At 74.0% G+C, this 16,788-nt stretch carries 12 protein-coding genes; 8 read left to right on the top strand and 4 right to left on the bottom strand.

From position 1 onward, the window contains the following. Positions 1–4: 4 nt before the first annotated feature. Entirely contained in the window at positions 5–445 is a 441-nt protein-coding gene (locus tag AMK25_RS27780; protein ID WP_241826519.1) for a hypothetical protein, read from the bottom strand. A gap of 334 nt (positions 446–779) precedes the next feature. Here AMK25_RS27780 and AMK25_RS27775 point away from each other — a divergent pair, with 334 nt between their 5' ends. From AMK25_RS27775 to AMK25_RS27760, 4 genes are all read left to right on the top strand, one after another. Beyond that, the gene (locus tag AMK25_RS27775) at positions 780–1,877 is read left to right on the top strand and encodes a TOMM precursor leader peptide-binding protein (RefSeq protein WP_073831335.1); all 1,098 of its coding nucleotides are present in this window, start codon (positions 780–782) and stop codon (positions 1,875–1,877) included. A gap of 10 nt (positions 1,878–1,887) precedes the next feature. Next, on the top strand, positions 1,888–3,195 hold the full coding sequence (locus tag AMK25_RS27770; protein WP_073831334.1) for a hypothetical protein: 1,308 nt from the start codon (positions 1,888–1,890) through the stop codon (positions 3,193–3,195). 161 nt (positions 3,196–3,356) lie between these two features. Beyond that, positions 3,357–6,437 carry an AfsR/SARP family transcriptional regulator gene (locus AMK25_RS27765; protein WP_158070680.1) on the top strand — a complete coding sequence of 1,027 codons (3,081 nt, stop codon included), beginning with the start codon at positions 3,357–3,359 and terminating at the stop codon, positions 6,435–6,437. 108 nt (positions 6,438–6,545) lie between these two features. Further along, the gene (locus AMK25_RS27760; protein ID WP_073831332.1) at positions 6,546–7,106 is read left to right on the top strand and encodes a dihydrofolate reductase family protein; all 561 of its coding nucleotides are present in this window, start codon (positions 6,546–6,548) and stop codon (positions 7,104–7,106) included. 4 nt (positions 7,107–7,110) lie between these two features. Here AMK25_RS27760 and AMK25_RS27755 read toward each other — a convergent pair whose 3' ends face one another. After that, entirely contained in the window at positions 7,111–8,943 is a 1,833-nt protein-coding gene (locus AMK25_RS27755) for a thiamine pyrophosphate-requiring protein (RefSeq protein ID WP_073831331.1), read from the bottom strand. Positions 8,944–9,043: 100 nt separating this feature from the next. Here AMK25_RS27755 and AMK25_RS27750 point away from each other — a divergent pair, with 100 nt between their 5' ends. The 3 genes from AMK25_RS27750 to AMK25_RS27740 all read left to right on the top strand — a co-directional run bounded on the left by AMK25_RS27750 (position 9,044) and on the right by AMK25_RS27740 (position 13,214). Beyond that, complete coding sequence (locus tag AMK25_RS27750) at positions 9,044–9,856, top strand: TrmH family RNA methyltransferase (RefSeq protein ID WP_241826527.1); 813 nt, start codon at positions 9,044–9,046, stop codon at positions 9,854–9,856. Positions 9,857–9,900: 44 nt separating this feature from the next. Continuing rightward, complete coding sequence (gene argG / locus AMK25_RS27745) at positions 9,901–11,352, top strand: argininosuccinate synthase (RefSeq protein WP_073831329.1); 1,452 nt, start codon at positions 9,901–9,903, stop codon at positions 11,350–11,352. Between the two features lie 86 nt (positions 11,353–11,438). Further along, a complete protein-coding gene (locus AMK25_RS27740) occupies positions 11,439–13,214 on the top strand; it encodes a PucR family transcriptional regulator (RefSeq protein ID WP_443189932.1) in 1,776 nt (591 codons plus the stop codon). Between the two features lie 218 nt (positions 13,215–13,432). On the opposite strand, the gene AMK25_RS27735 is transcribed toward AMK25_RS27740, so the two are convergent. Next, complete coding sequence (locus tag AMK25_RS27735; RefSeq protein WP_073831327.1) at positions 13,433–14,782, bottom strand: hypothetical protein; 1,350 nt, start codon at positions 14,780–14,782, stop codon at positions 13,433–13,435. Positions 14,783–14,869: 87 nt separating this feature from the next. Between AMK25_RS27735 and murD the strand changes: the two genes are divergently transcribed. Beyond that, entirely contained in the window at positions 14,870–16,216 is a 1,347-nt protein-coding gene (murD, locus tag AMK25_RS27730; protein WP_073831326.1) for a UDP-N-acetylmuramoyl-L-alanine--D-glutamate ligase, read from the top strand. Between the two features lies 1 nt (position 16,217). Here murD and AMK25_RS27725 read toward each other — a convergent pair whose 3' ends face one another. Next, a complete protein-coding gene (locus tag AMK25_RS27725; RefSeq protein ID WP_073831325.1) occupies positions 16,218–16,787 on the bottom strand; it encodes a DUF6114 domain-containing protein in 570 nt (189 codons plus the stop codon). Between the last annotated feature and the right edge of the window lies 1 nt (position 16,788).

The following is a 16,788-nucleotide window of genomic DNA, read 5'->3' as shown; positions in this document are numbered from 1 at the left end:
CTTCTTAACGCCTCCGGTAGTAAAGGGGCCCCTTCTTAACACCCAGGAAGCACACCACCGCCGGGCGCGGGAAGACCGCGTACGCGGCGCGCACCACTCGCCGTCCCCGGTCGCCCCGGGCCGCCATGATCACGTCCTGGCACCAGGTCCACCGGTCCAGCACCGCCACCCGGCCGGTCAGGCGGGCCACCGCCACGGTCCGGGCCATCGCCGCCGCGCGCACCGTCGCCTCCAGCGCCGGATAGACGGTACGGCCGAACAGCGCCACCCCGTCCGTCCGGCCGAGCGCCCGGGCCAGCCGGTTCCACAGCGGCCGTCCACCGGCGTTCTCGAAGTACCGCGCCCGGACACCCCGCCGGCGCAGCCGTTCGGCCAGCGCCTTCGCCTGGGTGGTCTTGCCGGAGCCGTCGACGCCGAGCAACGCGATCATCACAGGTCGGGCCACGCACCCGGATGCTAGCGGCACCCGCCAACGGCCGTTGATGATCGACTTGTGATCGACCGGTGACGCTTGGCGACAGGCTTGGGCTCGCCTTCCGCGGTACTGCGGAGGGCGTACCCGAATCGAGGAGGCGTCCATGGAGAAGGCCACGATCGAGCAGGCCGGCAAGAAGAAGCTCTCGCTGAAGGTCCGCAAGCTGGAGCGGCTGGAGACCACCGTCATCCGCGAGAGCAACGGCGCCTGATCCGCGTCGGCACCCCGGTCGCCGCCACGTACCGGCGGCGGCCGGGGTGCCGCTTTCCCGCCTTCCGCCGAGCATTGTGAGGTTGCGGTACCCATGCTCAAGCCGCGCATCAAGAGTGTCCACGAGCCCTACACCCTGCCGGGGAACCGGCTGATCATCGGTCTGATGCAGTACGGCGTCGCGTCGGAGATCCAGGACGACGAGGACGGCACGATCGCCCGCATCCTGACGTTGCTCGACGGCACCCGGTACGTGTGGGAGGTCTGCGCGGACCTCGCCGAGACGCACCCGGGAATCGACGAGGACAGCGTCCGCGAGGTGGTGGATCAGCTCATCGCGCAGGGCTTCGTCGAGGACGCGGCGGCCCCGCTGCCCGACGGGTTCACAGTGGAGGCCGCGCAGCGCTACGACCGGGCCCGGCACTTCTACGCCTGGATCGACACCCAGCCGCGCCGTTCGCCCTTCGAGGTGCAGGCGCGCATCGGGCGGGCCCGGGTCTCCGTACTCGGTCTGGGCGGCACCGGCACGGCGGTCGCTGCCGGACTCGTCGCCAGCGGCGTCGGCGGCCTGCACTGCGCCGACTTCGACGTGATCGACCAGCCGAACCTGACCCGCCAGCTGCTCTACACCGAGAGCGACCTCGGCCAGCCGAAGGTGAAGGTCGCCGTGGACCGGCTGCGGGCGATGAACTCGCACGTCGAGGTCACCGGGGAGGAGTGCCGCGTCCGCTCCGCCGACGACCTGGTGCCGCTGATGAACGGGCGGGACGCCTTCGTCCTCTGCGCGGACCGGCCCGTCGACCAGATCCAGGACTGGACGAACGAGGCGGCCCTGCGTACCGGCACTCCGTGGTTCATGGCGCTCTACACCGGGCCGATGACAGTGGTCGGCTCGTTCCTTCCGGGCCGTACCGGGTGCTACACGTGCCTGCGGCGACGGCCGGACAAGCACGAGATCCAGACCGACGGCACGCCGCTGCGCGGAGGGGAACGACCGAACGCGGTGATCGCCGCCACCGCGAACGTGACAGGTCACCTCTGCGCGCTGGAGGTGCTCTATTACCTCGGCGGGCTGCCCCAGCAGGTCGCCGGGCGGGTCTTCCACCAGAACGCCGCGCGCTGGGACCACCACTACTTCATCGACGTGCCGCGAGACCCGGACTGCCCCTCGTGCGGTCCGCGCGGCGCGTGAGGACCGGGCGATGACGACCACCGGGACCGAGGCCGCGCCGGACCTGAGCGCCGCGACGCGGGTACGGTTCCACCCGCTGCGGATCCGGCCGTCCGACGACGACCCGGACTCGGTGGTGGTGGGCCGGCCGGAGGTCGGCGAGTTCGTGGAGTTGCCCGCGATCGGCGCCCGCGCCGTCGAGCTGCTCGACGCCGGAGCGCCGATCGGCGTGGCCGAGGAACGGATCGCCGCCGAGCACGACGTGGACCTCGACCTCGTGGACCTGGTGCTCGCGCTGCGGGAGGCGGGCCTGGTGGCCGAGGTCGACGGCCGGCCCACCGGCGGCGCCCGCCGCGAGGACCGGCCGCACCTGCCCTGGCTGCGGGCCCGGCACGTGCGCTGGCTGTTCGGCCCCGCGGCGAAGGTGGCCTACGTCGCGCTGGTCGCGGCGACGCTGGCCACCGTGGTACGCCGTCCCGAGCTGCTGCCGTCGTACCGGGACTTCTTCTGGACCGGCTACGTCGGTCTCGCCGTGCTCGTGAACACCGCGCTGTTCTCCGTGACGGCCGTTCTGCACGAGTTCAGTCACCTGGTCGCGGCCCGTTCGCTGGACGCGCCGGCCCGGATCCGCTTCGCCACCCGGCTGCACCACCTGGTCCTGGAGACCGACGTGACAGCGATCTGGTCGGTGCCGCGCCGCCACCGGTACCGGGTCTATCTCAGCGGCCTGCTCTGGGATTTCGCCGTCGTGTGCGCGGCGCTGCTGGTGATGGCGTACGCCCGGCCGCATCCGCTCGTCGACGGGCTGCTGTCCGCCGTCGTCCTGGTGATCGTCATGTCGATGGCGCTGCAACTGCACGTCTACATGCGCACCGACTGCTACTTCGTCCTGCTGGACGTGCTGCGGTGCCGCAACCTGTTCCAGGACGGCTTCGCGTACGCCCGGCACCTGCTGCGCCGGGGTCTGCACGCGGCGCTTCCCGGCCGGGTGGCGGCGTCCGCCGGGGACCCCACCGCCGTCCTGCCGCCGCACGAGCGGCGCGCGGTGCGGATCTACGCGCTGGCGGTGGTGGCGGGCAGCGCTGTCGCGCTGTCCAGCTTCGTTCTGTTCGGAATCCCGATCGTCGCGCACGGCGCGATCCAGGCGGGCTCGGCCGTGCTGGCCGGCGCGACCGGCGGAAGCCTGCTCGCGGCCGTGGACGGCGCGCTCGTCCTGCTCGTCGAGGGCACGCTCCAGGCGATGTTCCTGGTCACGTTCTACCGGCGTCATTCGCGACGACGCCTGACGCGGGCCACCTCCGGCCCGGCGCCGCACGGCGCGCCGGAGCCGATCGGCTGACCGGCGGCGACGACCGGCCACAGTGGTGCGTCCCCGCGGCCACCGCTGGGACGCGCTACTCGCTGACCTCGCGCGACCTCGTCTAGGGTGGGCCGGAGGGCGATCATGAAGTGGTCGCCCGGGTCCGCGCGCTTCGGGGGGAGCGAATGGTGCCGGCGGTCATGTTTCGGCTGCTCGGCCCGGTCGAGGTGTGCCTCGACGACCGTACGGTCCGCGTCGGTGGCCCGCGCAGTCAGGCAATGCTCGCCGCGTTGCTGCTGGAAGCCAACCGGATCGTCCCGGTGTCCCGCCTCATGGACGCCGCGTGGGGCAGCCATCCGCCGGCGAGCGCGGACGTCCAGGTCCGCAACCGGGTCGCGGCGGCGCGACGGGCGCTGCGCGCCGCCGGTCTGCCCGGCGACGTGATCGGCACCCACGGCTCCGGATACCTGCTCACCGTCGCCGACGGTCAGCTCGACCTGGACGTCTTCGAGGAACGGGTACGCCGGGCCGAGGGGCGACTCGACCAGGGCGGCGCCCCGGAGGAGGCGGTGTCCGGGCTGCGCGAGGCGCTGGCGATGTGGCGCGGTCCGGCGCTCGACGGCCTGCGTACGCCGGCGCTCACCGCCGCGGCGCAGCGTCTCGACGAGCGGCGGATGACAGTGGTCGAGCGCTGCCTCGGCCTGGAGCTGGGCCTCGGCCGGTACGACAGCGTCATCGGCCGGCTCACCGAACTGGTCGAGGCGTACCCGTGGCGGGAGTCGCTCGTGGGCCAGCTCATGCGGGCCCTCTATCTGGCGGACCGGCAGGGCGAGGCGCTGGACCGGTTCGACCAGTTGCGCCGTCGCCTGGCCGAGGAGCTCGGCGTCGACCCGACGGCGCAGCTGATCCGGCTGCGCGACCTGATCCTGCGCAACGACCCCAGCCTGCGGGCGGCACCCGACGCCGGGCCGGTCGTCGCGCCGCCGGACCGCCCGGCCGCCTCCGGAACGCGCCAGGCCGCCGCCGCACAACACGGAGCCGCCGGACCGGACGGTGCCGGACGCCCGCCGGTCCGGATGCTTCCGGCGGGCCTCACCGACTTCGTCGGCCGGGAGGAGCAGATGGCGGCGGTCCTGGAGTGGCTTCCGGATCGGCCGGCGGTCGCCGTGACGGCGATCAGTGGCCTGCCCGGCGTCGGCAAGACCGCGCTGGCGGTCCGGATCGCCCACCACCTCGGCGCGGCGTACCCCGGTCCGCACCTGTACGTCGACCTGAACGGGCACGACCATCCGTCGCCTCCGGTCGAGGTGCTCGGGCGGTTCCTGCGGGCGCTCGGTGTGCCTGGCGCGGAGATCCCGGCCGACCTGGAGGAACGCGCCGCGCTGTTCCGGGGCGCGATGGCCGAGCGGCCCGGTCTGGTGCTGCTGGACAACGCGGCCGACGCGGCGCAGGTGCGCCCCCTGCTGCCCGGGACGGACACCGTCGTGCTGGTCACGAGCCGGCGCGCGCTCGTCGACGTCGACGGCGCCTACCAGCTGCGACTGGACCCGCTGCCCGAGGCGGACGCGCTGCGGCTGCTGGCCGGCATCATCGGCGCGGACCGTGTCGCTGCCGAGCCCGGCTCCGCGTCGGACGTCGTCCACCACTGCGGACTGCTGCCGCTGGCGGTGCGGATCGCGGGCGCCCGGCTGGCGATACCCGGCGTGCCGTCGCTGCGGCAGGCGGCGGCGCAGCTCGCCGAACTGTCGCACCGGCTGGACCACCTCACCCGCGCCGACCGCAGCGTACGGGCGGCGTTCCACTCGGCGTACGTGGCGCTGGACGAGCCGGCCCGCCGGCTGCTGCGCCGGTTCGCGGTGCTGGACCTCGACCGGGCGCCGCCGTGGCTGCCCGCCGTCCTGCTCGACGACGAGGCGGGCGCGGCGGACGCGGTCACCGGCCTGGTCGAGGCCAACCTGGTCGAGGTGACCGGACCGGACGAGCTGGGCCAGGTCCGCTATCACCTCCACGATCTGGTCCGCGCCTTCGCCCGGGAGCGCGCCGCGCGGGAGGAGGGGCCGCGGGAACGGCCGGAGGTGCTGCGGCGTGTCTTCGGCACCTGGCTGACGCTCGTCGAGCAGGCCCGGGTGGCGCTGAGTCACGAGGGCGGCGCCGCCATCGTCGCCGACCTGCCGAGGTCACCGGCGCCCACCGGCGAGCACCTGAGCGACCCGAAGCGCTGGTTCAGCGCCGAACGGGCCGCCCTGCTGGACAGCGTCGAGCAGGCCGCCGCGACGCCCGGCCTGGAGGACTACTCCTGGGCGCTGGCCTGGCACTGCGACTACTACCTGTTCGTCGACGCCCGGCTGGACGAGCTGACCCGGGTCACCGAGACCGGGCTGGCGGCCGCCGAGCGCCGGCGGCACCCCGAGGGGATCGCCCGGCTCCGGCTCTGCGTGGCGTTCGCGGCCCTGCTGCGCAGCGACCTGGAGGCCGCGCTCGGCTACGCGCAGGCCGCCGCCGCGGCGGCCGAGCCGCTCGCCCAACCCTGGCTGCGGGCCGACATCGCCGGCGTCGAGAACCAGGTGTACGAGGGACTGGGTGACCGGGCGTCGGCACGCGCCAGCCTGGTCCGCTCCATCGAGCTGTACCAGGAAGCCGGTGACGAGGTCGCCGCCGGACCGAAACTCGTCCGGCTGGGCGTACTCCAGTTGCAGGAAGGCGATCCGGCCGCCGGGGAGACGCTCGCCCGGGCCGTCGCGCTGCTGCGGGCCGCCGGCACGCCCCGGCCGCTCGCGTTCGGCCTACGCGCGTCGGGCCGCTGGCACGACCACCGCGGCGCGGTGGACGAGGCCCGGGCGGCGTACCTGGAAGCACTGGATCTGGTCCGGCGGCACGGTGACCGGCTCGGTGAGGTGGCGCTGCTCAGCGAGGTCGCCGCGATGCTCGCGGGGCACGGCCGGCTGGGCGAGGCGGCCGGGTACGCCGACACCGCCCTGGAGCAGGCCCGCAAGACGCGGGTCGCGGCGTACCTGGCCTACGCCCGGTACGCCCAGGGACGGATCAGCCTGATGTCGGGCGAGCCGGCGCGGGCGCGGGTCCTGCTCGAACAGGCGGCCGGCGACCTGACGGCCAGCCCGCCGCTGCAGGTGGAGGCCCTGATGGACCTCGCCCGGGCGGTGGAGCGGCTGACCGGGGCCGAGGCGGCCCGGGACGTCTGGCGGCGCGCCCACGCGGTGGCTGCCCGGATCGGGGCCACTGCCACGGCGGACGAGATCGAGCGGCGGCTCGCCGGACCGTAGCCTGGCCTGGAGGGGGCAGCCGGCCGGGTTGTCGGATCCGGCCGGACGGCTCCGACCCACCGGCGAGCGCGCCCGACCGGGACGCGCCGCAACGCGGAGGAACACATCATGGGCACTGTCATCTACTGGGTGCACACGTCGGTCGACGGTTTCATCGAGGGGCCGAACGGCGAGTTCGACTGGCCGCAGATGGGGGAGGAGCTGTCCGCGTACTCGATCGACCTGTCCGAGCGGGCCGCCGCCTTCGTCTACGGGCGGCGGGTGTGGGAGATGATGGCCGCCTACTGGCCGCAGGTCGAGTCGATCTCCGACCATCCGCACGACCTGGCGTTCGCGCCGATCTGGCGGCGTACCCCGAAGGTCGTGGTCTCCCGCACGCTCGCCGAGGCTCCCCACGGCGCGGTGGTGGTCGGCGGCGGCGACCTGGCGAAGGAGTTCGCCGAGGTCCGCGAGCGCTTCCCCGGCGACCTGCTGGTCACCGGCGGCACCGGCGCGGCGACGGCGCTGGCCGCGCTCGGCCTCGTCGACGAGTTCCACGTGATCGTGCACCCGGTGGTGCTCGGCGGCGGACGGCAGGTGCTGCCCGACCTGGCCCGCCAGCACCTGCGGCTGGTCGAGACGCGTCAGTTCGACGGACGGTCGGTGCTGCTGCGCTACGAGCGGGCCTGACGCCTCAGCGGCCCCGGCGGCGGGGCCGGTACGTGGCGAGCGCGGCCGGTACGCCGCGGCGCACGATGCCGGCCCGGTCGCTGTCCCCGCGCAGCACCGCCGCGGCGGTCTTGCGGGCCTGCTCGGCGGTGAAGTGCGGCGGCAGCATCAGCTCGGCCGGGTCCACCACCGCGTTGACCACCACCGGCCGGTCCGCGTCGAGCACCCGCTGCCACAGGCCGTCCACCCGGCCGGGGGAGTCGACAAGCTCGCCGCCGAGCCCCAGCACCTCCGCCCACCTGTGGTACGCCACGTCCGGCAGGTCCTGGCTGTCCGGGAACATCGGTGTGCCCTCGCCGGAGCGCTGCTCCCAGCTGACGAACGCGAGATCCCGGTTGTTGAGCACGAGCACCACGAACCGGGGGTCGGACCACTCCCGCCAGTACTTCGCCACAGTGATCAGCTCGTTGACGCCGTTCATCTGCATCGCCCCGTCGCCGAGCAGCGCGATCACCGGGCGGTCCGGGTGGGCGAACTTCGCCGCCAGCGCGTACGGCATCCCGCCGCCCATGGACAGCAGCGTGCCGGAGAGGCTGGCCAGCATGCCGGGGCGGACCCGCACGTGGCGGGCGTACCAGGCGGTGGCGGTGCCGCAGTCCACGGCGAGCATGGCGTCGCCTGGCAGCGCGTCGTCGAGCGTGGCGAACAGCGACTGCGGGTTGACCGGCTCGGCCGGCTGGGCGGCGACCTCGCGTTGGGAGGCCCGCCACTTGCCGGTGGCGTCGGCGATCGTGGCCCGCCAGGCGGTCGGGCCCGGCCCCGGGCCCAGCTCCCTGAGCAGGGCGCGCAGCGTCGGCCCGGCGTCGCCGGTCAGGTTCACCTCGGTCGGGTAGCGCAGCCCCATCCGGGTGCCGTCGATGTCGATCTGCACCGCCCGGGCCTGCCCCTCCGGCGGGTAGAACTCCGAGTACGGCATCTGGCTGCCGACGATCAGCAGCCTGTCGCACTCGCGCATGAGCTGCCAGCTCGGGCGGCTGCCGAGCAGGCCGATCGCGCCGGTCACCCAGGGCTGGCGGTGGTCGACGGCGGTGAAGCCGAGCAGCGCGGTGGCGACGCCGGCGCCGAGCCGGTCGGCGATCCGGCGTACCTCGTCCTCGGCGCCCAGCGCGCCCTGCCCGACCAGCATCGCCACCCGCTCGCCGCCGCGCAGCACCTCGGCGGCGCGGCGCACATCGGCCTCCGGCGGCACTGTCGGCTCGCTGCTCGGCACCGCGCTGGTGTGGTAGTAGCCGTGCGCGTGCGGCGGGTGCGGCACCGCCGGCAGGTCCTGCACGTCGGAGGGGAGGACCAGGGCGGTCACGGTACGCCGGGCCAGCGCGGTGCGGCAGGCCCGGTCCACCAGATGCCGGGCCTGCGACGGGTCGTCGAGCTGGGCCAGGAAGGCCGACGCGACGTCCTTGTAGAGCGAGAGCAGGTCCACCTCCTGGTAGTAGCCGCCGCCCTCGGCGGGCAGCGCGGTGTGCCCGAGCAGCGCCACCACCGGCTGGTGGTCGAGCTTGGCGTCATAGAGGCCGTTCAGCGCGTGGATCGCGCCCGGACCGCTGGTCACCACCACGCAGCCGAGCGGGCCGCCGCCGTACTTGACGTGCGCGCCGGCCGCAAACCCGGCGGTCTCCTCGTGCCGGACCTGGATGAACCGGGCACGCCCCTCGGCGCGTTGCAGCGCCGAGGTCATGCCGTTGATCCCGTCGCCCGGGTAGCCGTAGTAGCGGTGCACACCCCATTCGGCGAGCCGGGCCACCAGGTAGTCGGCAACTGTGGCGTCGCGGGGGAGGTTGCCGTCGTGATCCGCGCCCATCGTGGTCCCTCCGTCGCGTCGGCCTTCGGCTCCGTTCCCCGCCCGGGGCGGCGGAAACCCGGCCCGTGCCGGGGCGACCGGGCGGGCCGGGCAGAATCGCCTGGTGCCCGTCCACGAGATCACCGACCCCGACGACGACCGGATCGCCGACTACCGCGCGCTCACCGACGTGGAGCTGCGTACGCGCTGGGAACCGCCGCACGGGCTGTTCATCGCCGAGGGGGAGCTGGTGCTGCGGCGGGCGCTGCGGGCTGGCTACCCGGCCCGGTCGTACCTGGTCGACGCCAAGCGGGTGGACCAGCTCGCCGACCTCGACACCGGCGACACCCCGGTGTACGCGGCCACGCCGGACGTGCTCCAGCGGGCCACCGGCTTCCACGTGCACCGGGGCGTGCTCGCGTCGTTCCACCGCAGGCCGCTGCCGTCGGCCGACGAGGTGCTGGCCGCCGCCCGGCGCGTGGTGATCCTGGAGGACGTCAACAACCACACCAACCTGGGGGCTGTTTTTCGAGGCGCCGCCGCGCTCGGCGTCGACGCGGTGCTGCTGTCCCCGACCTGCGCCGACCCGCTCTACCGGCGCAGCGTACGGGTCAGCATGGGCGAGGTGTTCGCGGTCCCGTACGCGAAGCTCGACAGCTGGCCCGCGGGGCTGGACCAGGTCCGGGCGGCCGGGTTCACCGTGCTCGCGATGACGCCCGCGCCTGATGCCGTACCGATGCAGCGGCTGACCCCGGCGCAGCGGGAGCGGGCGGCGTTGCTGCTCGGGGCGGAGGGGCCGGGGCTGACCGCGGCGGCGCAGGCGGCCAGCGACGTGCGGGTGGTGATCCCGATGCGGCGCGGCGTGGACTCGCTGAACGTGGCCGCCGCCGCGGCGGTGGCGTTCTGGGAGCTTGGGCGCGACGACCCGCTCTGACGTACGGCTTGCATGACCATGCGAGACCGTGCATAATCTTCCTTGTGTCCAAGGTTCTCACCTCCCTGCCCATCGGCGAACGTGTCGGCATCGCCTTCTCCGGCGGCCTCGACACCTCGGTCGCGGTCGCGTGGATGCGCGACAAAGGTGCCGTCCCGTGCGCCTACACCGCCGACATCGGCCAGTACGACGAGCCCGACATCGCCTCGGTGCCCGGCCGCGCCCACACCTACGGCGCCGAGGTCGCCCGGCTCGTCGACTGCCGCGCCGCGCTGGTCGAGGAAGGGCTGGCGGCACTGACCTGCGGCGCCTTCCACATCCGCTCCGGCGGGCGGGCCTACTTCAACACCACCCCGCTGGGCCGGGCCGTGACCGGCACGCTGCTGGTGCGGGCGATGATCGCCGACGACGTGCAGATCTGGGGCGACGGCTCGACGTTCAAGGGCAACGACATCGAGCGGTTCTACCGGTACGGCCTGCTGGCCAACCCGCAGCTGCGGATCTACAAGCCGTGGCTGGACACCGACTTCGTCACCGAGCTGGGCGGCCGCACCGAGATGTCGGAGTGGCTGCTGGAGCGCGGCCTGCCGTACCGGGACAGCACCGAGAAGGCGTACTCCACCGACGCCAACATCTGGGGCGCCACCCACGAGGCCAAGACGCTCGAACACCTCGACACCGGCATCGAGACGGTCGAGCCGATCATGGGCGTGAAGTTCTGGGACCCGTCTGTGGAGATCCCCACCGAGGACGTCACCATCGGCTTCGGCCAGGGCCGCCCCGTGACGATCAACGGCAAGGAGTTCGGCAGCGCCGTCGACCTGGTGCTGGAGGCCAACGCCATCGGCGGCCGGCACGGCCTGGGCATGTCCGACCAGATCGAGAACCGGATCATCGAGGCCAAGAGCCGGGGCATCTACGAGGCGCCGGGCATGGCGCTGCTGCACGCCGCGTACGAGCGGCTGGTAAACGCCATCCACAACGAGGACACGCTGGCGAACTACCACAACGAGGGCCGTCGCCTCGGCCGCCTCATGTACGAGGGCCGCTGGCTGGACCCGCAGGCGCTGATGCTGCGCGAGTCGCTGCAGCGCTGGGTCGGCACGGCGGTCACCGGCGAGGTCACGCTGAGGCTGCGCCGGGGCGAGGACTACTCGATCCTCGACACCACCGGTCCGGCGTTCAGCTACCACCCGGACAAGCTGTCGATGGAGCGCACCCAGGACTCGGCGTTCGGTCCGGCCGACCGGATCGGCCAGCTCACCATGCGCAACCTCGACATCGCCGACTCCCGCGCCAAGCTGGAGCAGTACGCCTCCGTCGGCATGGTCGGCGGCGGCAACCCGCAGCGGGTCGTGGGCGCCGCCCAGGCCGCCTCGACCGGGCTGATCGGCGCCATGCCGCAGGGCGGCGCCGAGGCCATCGCGTCCCGGGGCGTGCCCACCGCCGAGGACGAGGCGCTCGACCGGGCCGCCATGGAGTTCGGCGTCGACTGATCCCGCAGTCGGCCGGCTCGTCCTCCCCGGCGAGCCGGCCGGTGCGGCCCTCGGCAACGACGGTGACGCAGGGTAGCGTGTCGCCCGTGTTTCCTACCGTGCGTGAGGTCCTGGACCTGGTGCCCATGCGCCACGGTGCGCCGCGCCTGGTCGCCGGGAACGCCGGGCTGGACCGGCCGGTGCGGTGGGTGCACATCGCCGAGGTGCCCGACATCGCCACTCTGCTGGGCGGCGGGGAACTGGTCCTGACCACCGGGATCGGGCTGCCGACCGACGACGCCGGGCTGCGCGAGTTCATCGGCACCCTGGCCGACGTCGGCGCCTCCGGGCTGGTGGTCGAGCTGGGCCGCCGGTACCTCACCGGAGTGCCCCGGGTGATGGCCGCCGCCGCCGAACGCCGCGGCCTGCCCCTGGTCGAGCTGCGCCGGGGCACCCCGTTCGTCCGGATCACCGAGGCGGTACACGGCCTGATCGTGGACGCCCAGCTCACCGAGCTGCGCGCCACCGAGGAGATCCACCAGCGGTTCACCGACCTGTCCGTGGAGGGCGCCGAACCGGCCGAGGTGCTGCGGCAGGCCGCCGAACTGGCCGGCTGCCCGATGGTGCTGGAGAACCTGTCCCGGCAGGTGCTCGCGTACGACCCGGCGGGGGAGAACGCGGAACTGCTGCTGGACGGCTGGGAACAGCACTCCCGGCAGATCCGCCCGGCCGGGCGCACCGCGTACGACCCGGGCAGCGGCTGGCTGGTCACCACAGTCGGGGCGCGCGGACAGGACTGGGGACGGCTGCTGCTGCGCTGGCCGGTCGCCGAGTCCACCCCGCCGACCCGGCTGACCATCCTGATCGAGCGGGCCGCCTCCACGCTGGCCCTGGGACGCCTGATCCGGCGCGACGCCGAGGGCCTGGAACGGCAGATCCACCGCACGCTGCTGACCGCGCTCATCGACCACTCCCGCCCGGTGGACGAGGTGGCGCTGCGCGCCAAAGCGCTCGGCGTCGTCCTGGACCGCCGGCACCTGGTCGGCGTGGTGGTCCGGCACCGTGGCGACGAGCCGGCCGCCGACGCCGGCCCGGGCGCCGACGCCGACCCCGAGGCCGGCCCGGCCCGCCTGCGCGACCTCGCCGAGGCGGTCGGCCAGGCCGTGCGGGACGCCAAACTCACCGCCCTGACCAGCGCCGTCGACGACCACGCGGTGGGGGCGCTGCTGGCGCTGCCCGACGCGGCCGCCGAGGAGAAGGCACTCGCCGCGTTCGCCACGGCGTTGCGCCGGGTACGCCTCGACGCCGCACCCGCCCGCCCTCCGGCCTCTCGCCCCTCGGATCCGGCCGACAGGTCCCCGCAGTCCGGTCGGTCCGCGGCCGACCGCTCGGCGTCCGGACGGCCGGCGCGGCCGGTCGAGGTCCCGTCGCGGCCGACGATCGTGGTGGCGGCCGGTTCCGGCGTCGGCAGTCTGCGCGAGGCGCGCCGCTCACTTGTCGAGGCGCGCCAGATCGCCGAGGCGGCCCGGCGGGACCCCCGCGACCTGCCCTGCTACCGGCTGCCGCACGTCGGGCTGGCCGGTCTGCTGCACCTGCTGCGCGACGAGCCCCGGTTGCAGACGTTCGTCGAGCGTGAACTCGGGCCACTGCTCACGTACGACGCCCAGCACCCCCGCGAGCAGTTGCTCGGCACGCTGCGCGCGTACCTGGAGCAGGGGCGGAACAAGTCGGCCGGGGCGGCCGCGGCGCACCTGTCCCGGCCGGCCTTCTACGAGCGGCTGGCCCGGATCGGCCGCATCCTCGACGCCGACCTGGACTCGGTCGACAGATGCCTCTCCCTGCACGTGGCGCTGCTGGCCCTGGACGCCATCCGCACCCCCTGACCCACCCCCGGCCCGGGCTGAGCTCGCCGATCTTGGAGTTATGGCGCCCAGAGTGCCCCGAAGCACCCGTTCTGTGCGGTGCCACAACTCCAAGATCGGCGGTGCCGGGTGTTGATCATGAGGTTGGGCCGGTGTTTCGCCCGAATTCGCCCCGCCAACTTCATGATCGACGGGGCGGGGCGGGGCGGGGCGGGGGCGGGGCGAGGACCGGGTGGGGGTCAGGTTAGGGCGGTGAGGGCCTTGGCGTAGAGGGCGGGGACGAAGTTCGGGCCGCCGGGGGTGAACACGTCGGAGGTCGCCGCCGCCTGCCAGGCGGTGTCGGGCAGGGCCGCGACCAGGGCGCGTACCACCGGGGCGTCGCGCCACTGGTCCTGCTGGGCGAGCAGGCTCAGCGCCACGACCGACTCCTCCACCTCGCCGACGCACTCGAACGGCTTGTGCCCGTCGACGCCGAGCAGCTCCCGGTAGCCGGGCACCTGGGCGTCGTCGGCCAGCAGGTCGCCGCCGAAGATGCCGGTCAGCCGCTCCCGGGGCATGAACGGCGCCATGGCCAGGAACACGAAGCGGCACTTCGGGCAGTCCCGGCACCAGCGCTCGCTCGCGTCGCGCAGCTTGAACGCGGCGTTGCAGCTGGTCACCACCGCGTCGTACCTGTCGATCTCGGCGAACAGCCGGGCGATGTGCAGCTCGGACAGGGAGCGCAGCAGCGAGAAGTACGGCTCGGTGAGCCCGGCGTGCTCGGCCAGCGCCGCGCGCAGCAGCCCTTCCGCCTCCACGCCCTTGGACCACTGGTGGTTGATCTCGTGGCCCTGCCAGATCAGGTTCGGGTCGGACGCCGAGCGCTCGTTGGACATCACCACCGGGCCGAGGCCGTGCAGCACGGCGGTGGCGACCGCGATCAGCGAGTTGATCGCGGTGACCGGGATGTGCCCGTTGCGGGCGCCCGCGGCGTTCAGCTCGAACAGCACCGGGTCCAGCCGCCGCCGGGCGGCCAGCGGCACCAGGTCGGACGCCTCGTTCACCGACACGATCACGTGGTTCGGGTTGACCGAGAAGGGCACCGGGTCGAGGCCGGCGCGGCGCAGCGCCTCCAGCGTGACGATGGAGTCCTTGCCGCCGCCCACCGCCGACAGCGGACGCCTGTCGGAGTTGTCCAGCGGCGTCGCCGGGTCCACCGTCCCGGCGGGCACCTCGGGGCGCAGTTCCAGCACGTACGGCAGGTCGTTGCGGTACGCGTACTCGGCGAGGCCCTTGGTGTAGACGGCGGTGACCAGCTCGACGGCGGCGGCGCCCAGCGGCGCGGGCAGCACCAGCCGGGGCGGCGCGGCGGCCTTGTAGTAGCTGACGCCGGCGACGACGTGCAGCAGCTCCAGGACCCGCGCCAGGGTGGCCGCGGTGGCGTCGGTGACCGGCTCGGACGGCAGCGGAAGCGTGATCACCTCGGTGAATCGCTGCTCGCCGTCGGGACCGGTCAGGGCGTAGTCGAACAGGACCTCGCCGGTGGCGAAGTCGATCGAGTAGGACGGGAAGGTGAAGGCGTCCATCCGCCGCAGCTGCTCGTTGGGCACACGCCATACTAGGCCCTGGTTCGTCCGCCCGTGTCCGGCTGGGCCGACCCCCGACCGCCGTGCACCGACCGAGTCCGAGGAGAGCCCGTGCGCCTGTCTGATCTGCGCGGACGTCATGTCGCCGTCTGGGGCGCCGGCCGCGAGGGCCGGGCCGCGGTGACCGCGATCGCCGCGCACGGGCCGGCCGGCCTGGTCGTCGTCGACGACAGCGCCAACTTCCTCACCCTGCCCTGGGAGGGCCCGCTGGCCGACGCGGCGCCGCTTGTGACCGGCGAGGAGGGCTTCGAGCGGCTGGCCGCCGCGGACGTCGTGGTCCGCTCGCCCGGGGTGCCGAACACCCACCCGTGGATGGTGGAGCTGCGCCGCCGGTCCGTGCCGGTGACCCAGGGCAGCGCGCTGTGGATGGCCGACCACGCGGACCGGACCGTCGGGGTGACCGGCAGCAAGGGCAAGAGCACCACGTCCAGCCTGGTCAGCCACCTGCTCACCGCGATGGACCGGCCGAACGTGTTCGGCGGCAACATCGGGGTGCCGTTGCTGGACCTGCCGGAGGCGGAGCTGTACGTGCTGGAGCTGTCCAGCTACCAGTGCGCCGACCTGACCGACTCGCCCCGGGTGGCGGCGGTGACCGCGCTGTTCCCCGAGCATCTGGACGCGCACGGCGGCGAGCGGGAGTACTACCGGGACAAGCTGAACCTGATCGCGCACGGACCGCACGCCGTCGTCGTCAACGGCGCCGACCCGCGCCTGGCCGCGGAGCTGGGCGACCGGCCCGCGATCCGGGCCGGCTCGCCGGACACCACGCACGTGGCGACCGGCCCGGACGGCACGCAGTGGTTCCACCTGCGGGACACGCCGCTGTTCCCGCGCGCGGTGCTGCCGCTGGTCGGGCGGCACAACGAGGGCAACCTCTGCGTCGCGCTCGCCGTGCTGGACGCGCTCGGCGTCGACGTGGTGGCGCGTAAGGACAGCCTCGCCGTCGCGGTCGCCGAGTTCCAGGGCCTGGCGCACCGGCTCACCGAGATCGCCGACCCGTCCGGGCTGACGTTCGTCGACGACACGCTCGCCACCAGCCCGTACGCGGCCATGCACGCGATCGACGCGTACGAGGGACGGCCGCTGACGGTGATCGTCGGCGGCGCCGACCGAGGGCTGGACTACAGCCCGCTGCGCGCGCACCTGGCCGATCGGGAGATCACCGTGATCGGCGTGCCGGACAGCGGCCCCCGCATCGTGGAGGCGCTGTCCGGGCTGCCGTCGGTGCGTACCGAACTGGCCGACGACCTGGTCGCCGCCGTCGGGCTGTCCCGCAAGCTCACCCCGGCCGGCGGGGTGGTGCTGCTGTCCCCGGCCGCGCCCAGCTACGGCCGGTTCCGCAACTTCGAGCACCGCTCCGAGGTGTTCGCGCAGGCGGTGGCGGACACCGCCCGCTGAGTCAGCCGCGCTCCGCCCGCGTGTGCCGCGGCGGCCCCGGCTCGGCCGTCAGGAGCGCGTCGAGCGACTCGGTGGGAGCCGAGCTGTCGACCGGCTCGCGCGGCCCGGGCGCGGTGGCGCCGGCCGCCGTACCGTCGAGCGTCGCCTCGACAGGCGCCGCCTCGGCGGATGCCGTCTCGGCGTGGGCCGCCCGCTGCTTGACCGGGGTCCAGGCGAACGCGAGCGCCCCGCCCACCAGCGCCAGCAGCATGCCGACCAGGAACCCGCCCAGGTTCGAGGTGAGCCAGGAGACCAGCCCGAGCACCAGGGAGAGCACCGCGTAGAAGACCCGTTGCTGCGGCGTGGTGATCAGCAGCACGCCGCAGATCACCAGGATCGCCGGGACCAGGTACGCGGCCAGGCCCTGCGGCCCGACGTGCAGCAGGACGCCGAGCGGCGCGCGCAGCGTCACCAGCATCTCCGCGCCGCCGAGCGCGATGAGCAGCCCGGCGGTGAACGGCCGGGCGCGCCGCCAGTGCCGCCAGCGTGCGCGGACGCCGGCGGCCGGCGCCGTGTGCTGTCCCGCGGTCACG

Origin of the sequence: Micromonospora sp. TSRI0369 (assembly GCF_001905625.1) — a bacterium.
Taxonomy (GTDB): domain Bacteria; phylum Actinomycetota; class Actinomycetes; order Mycobacteriales; family Micromonosporaceae; genus Micromonospora; species Micromonospora echinospora_A.
Note: the sequence above shows the minus strand (reverse complement) of the source record. Positions and strands in the feature narration are given on the sequence as shown.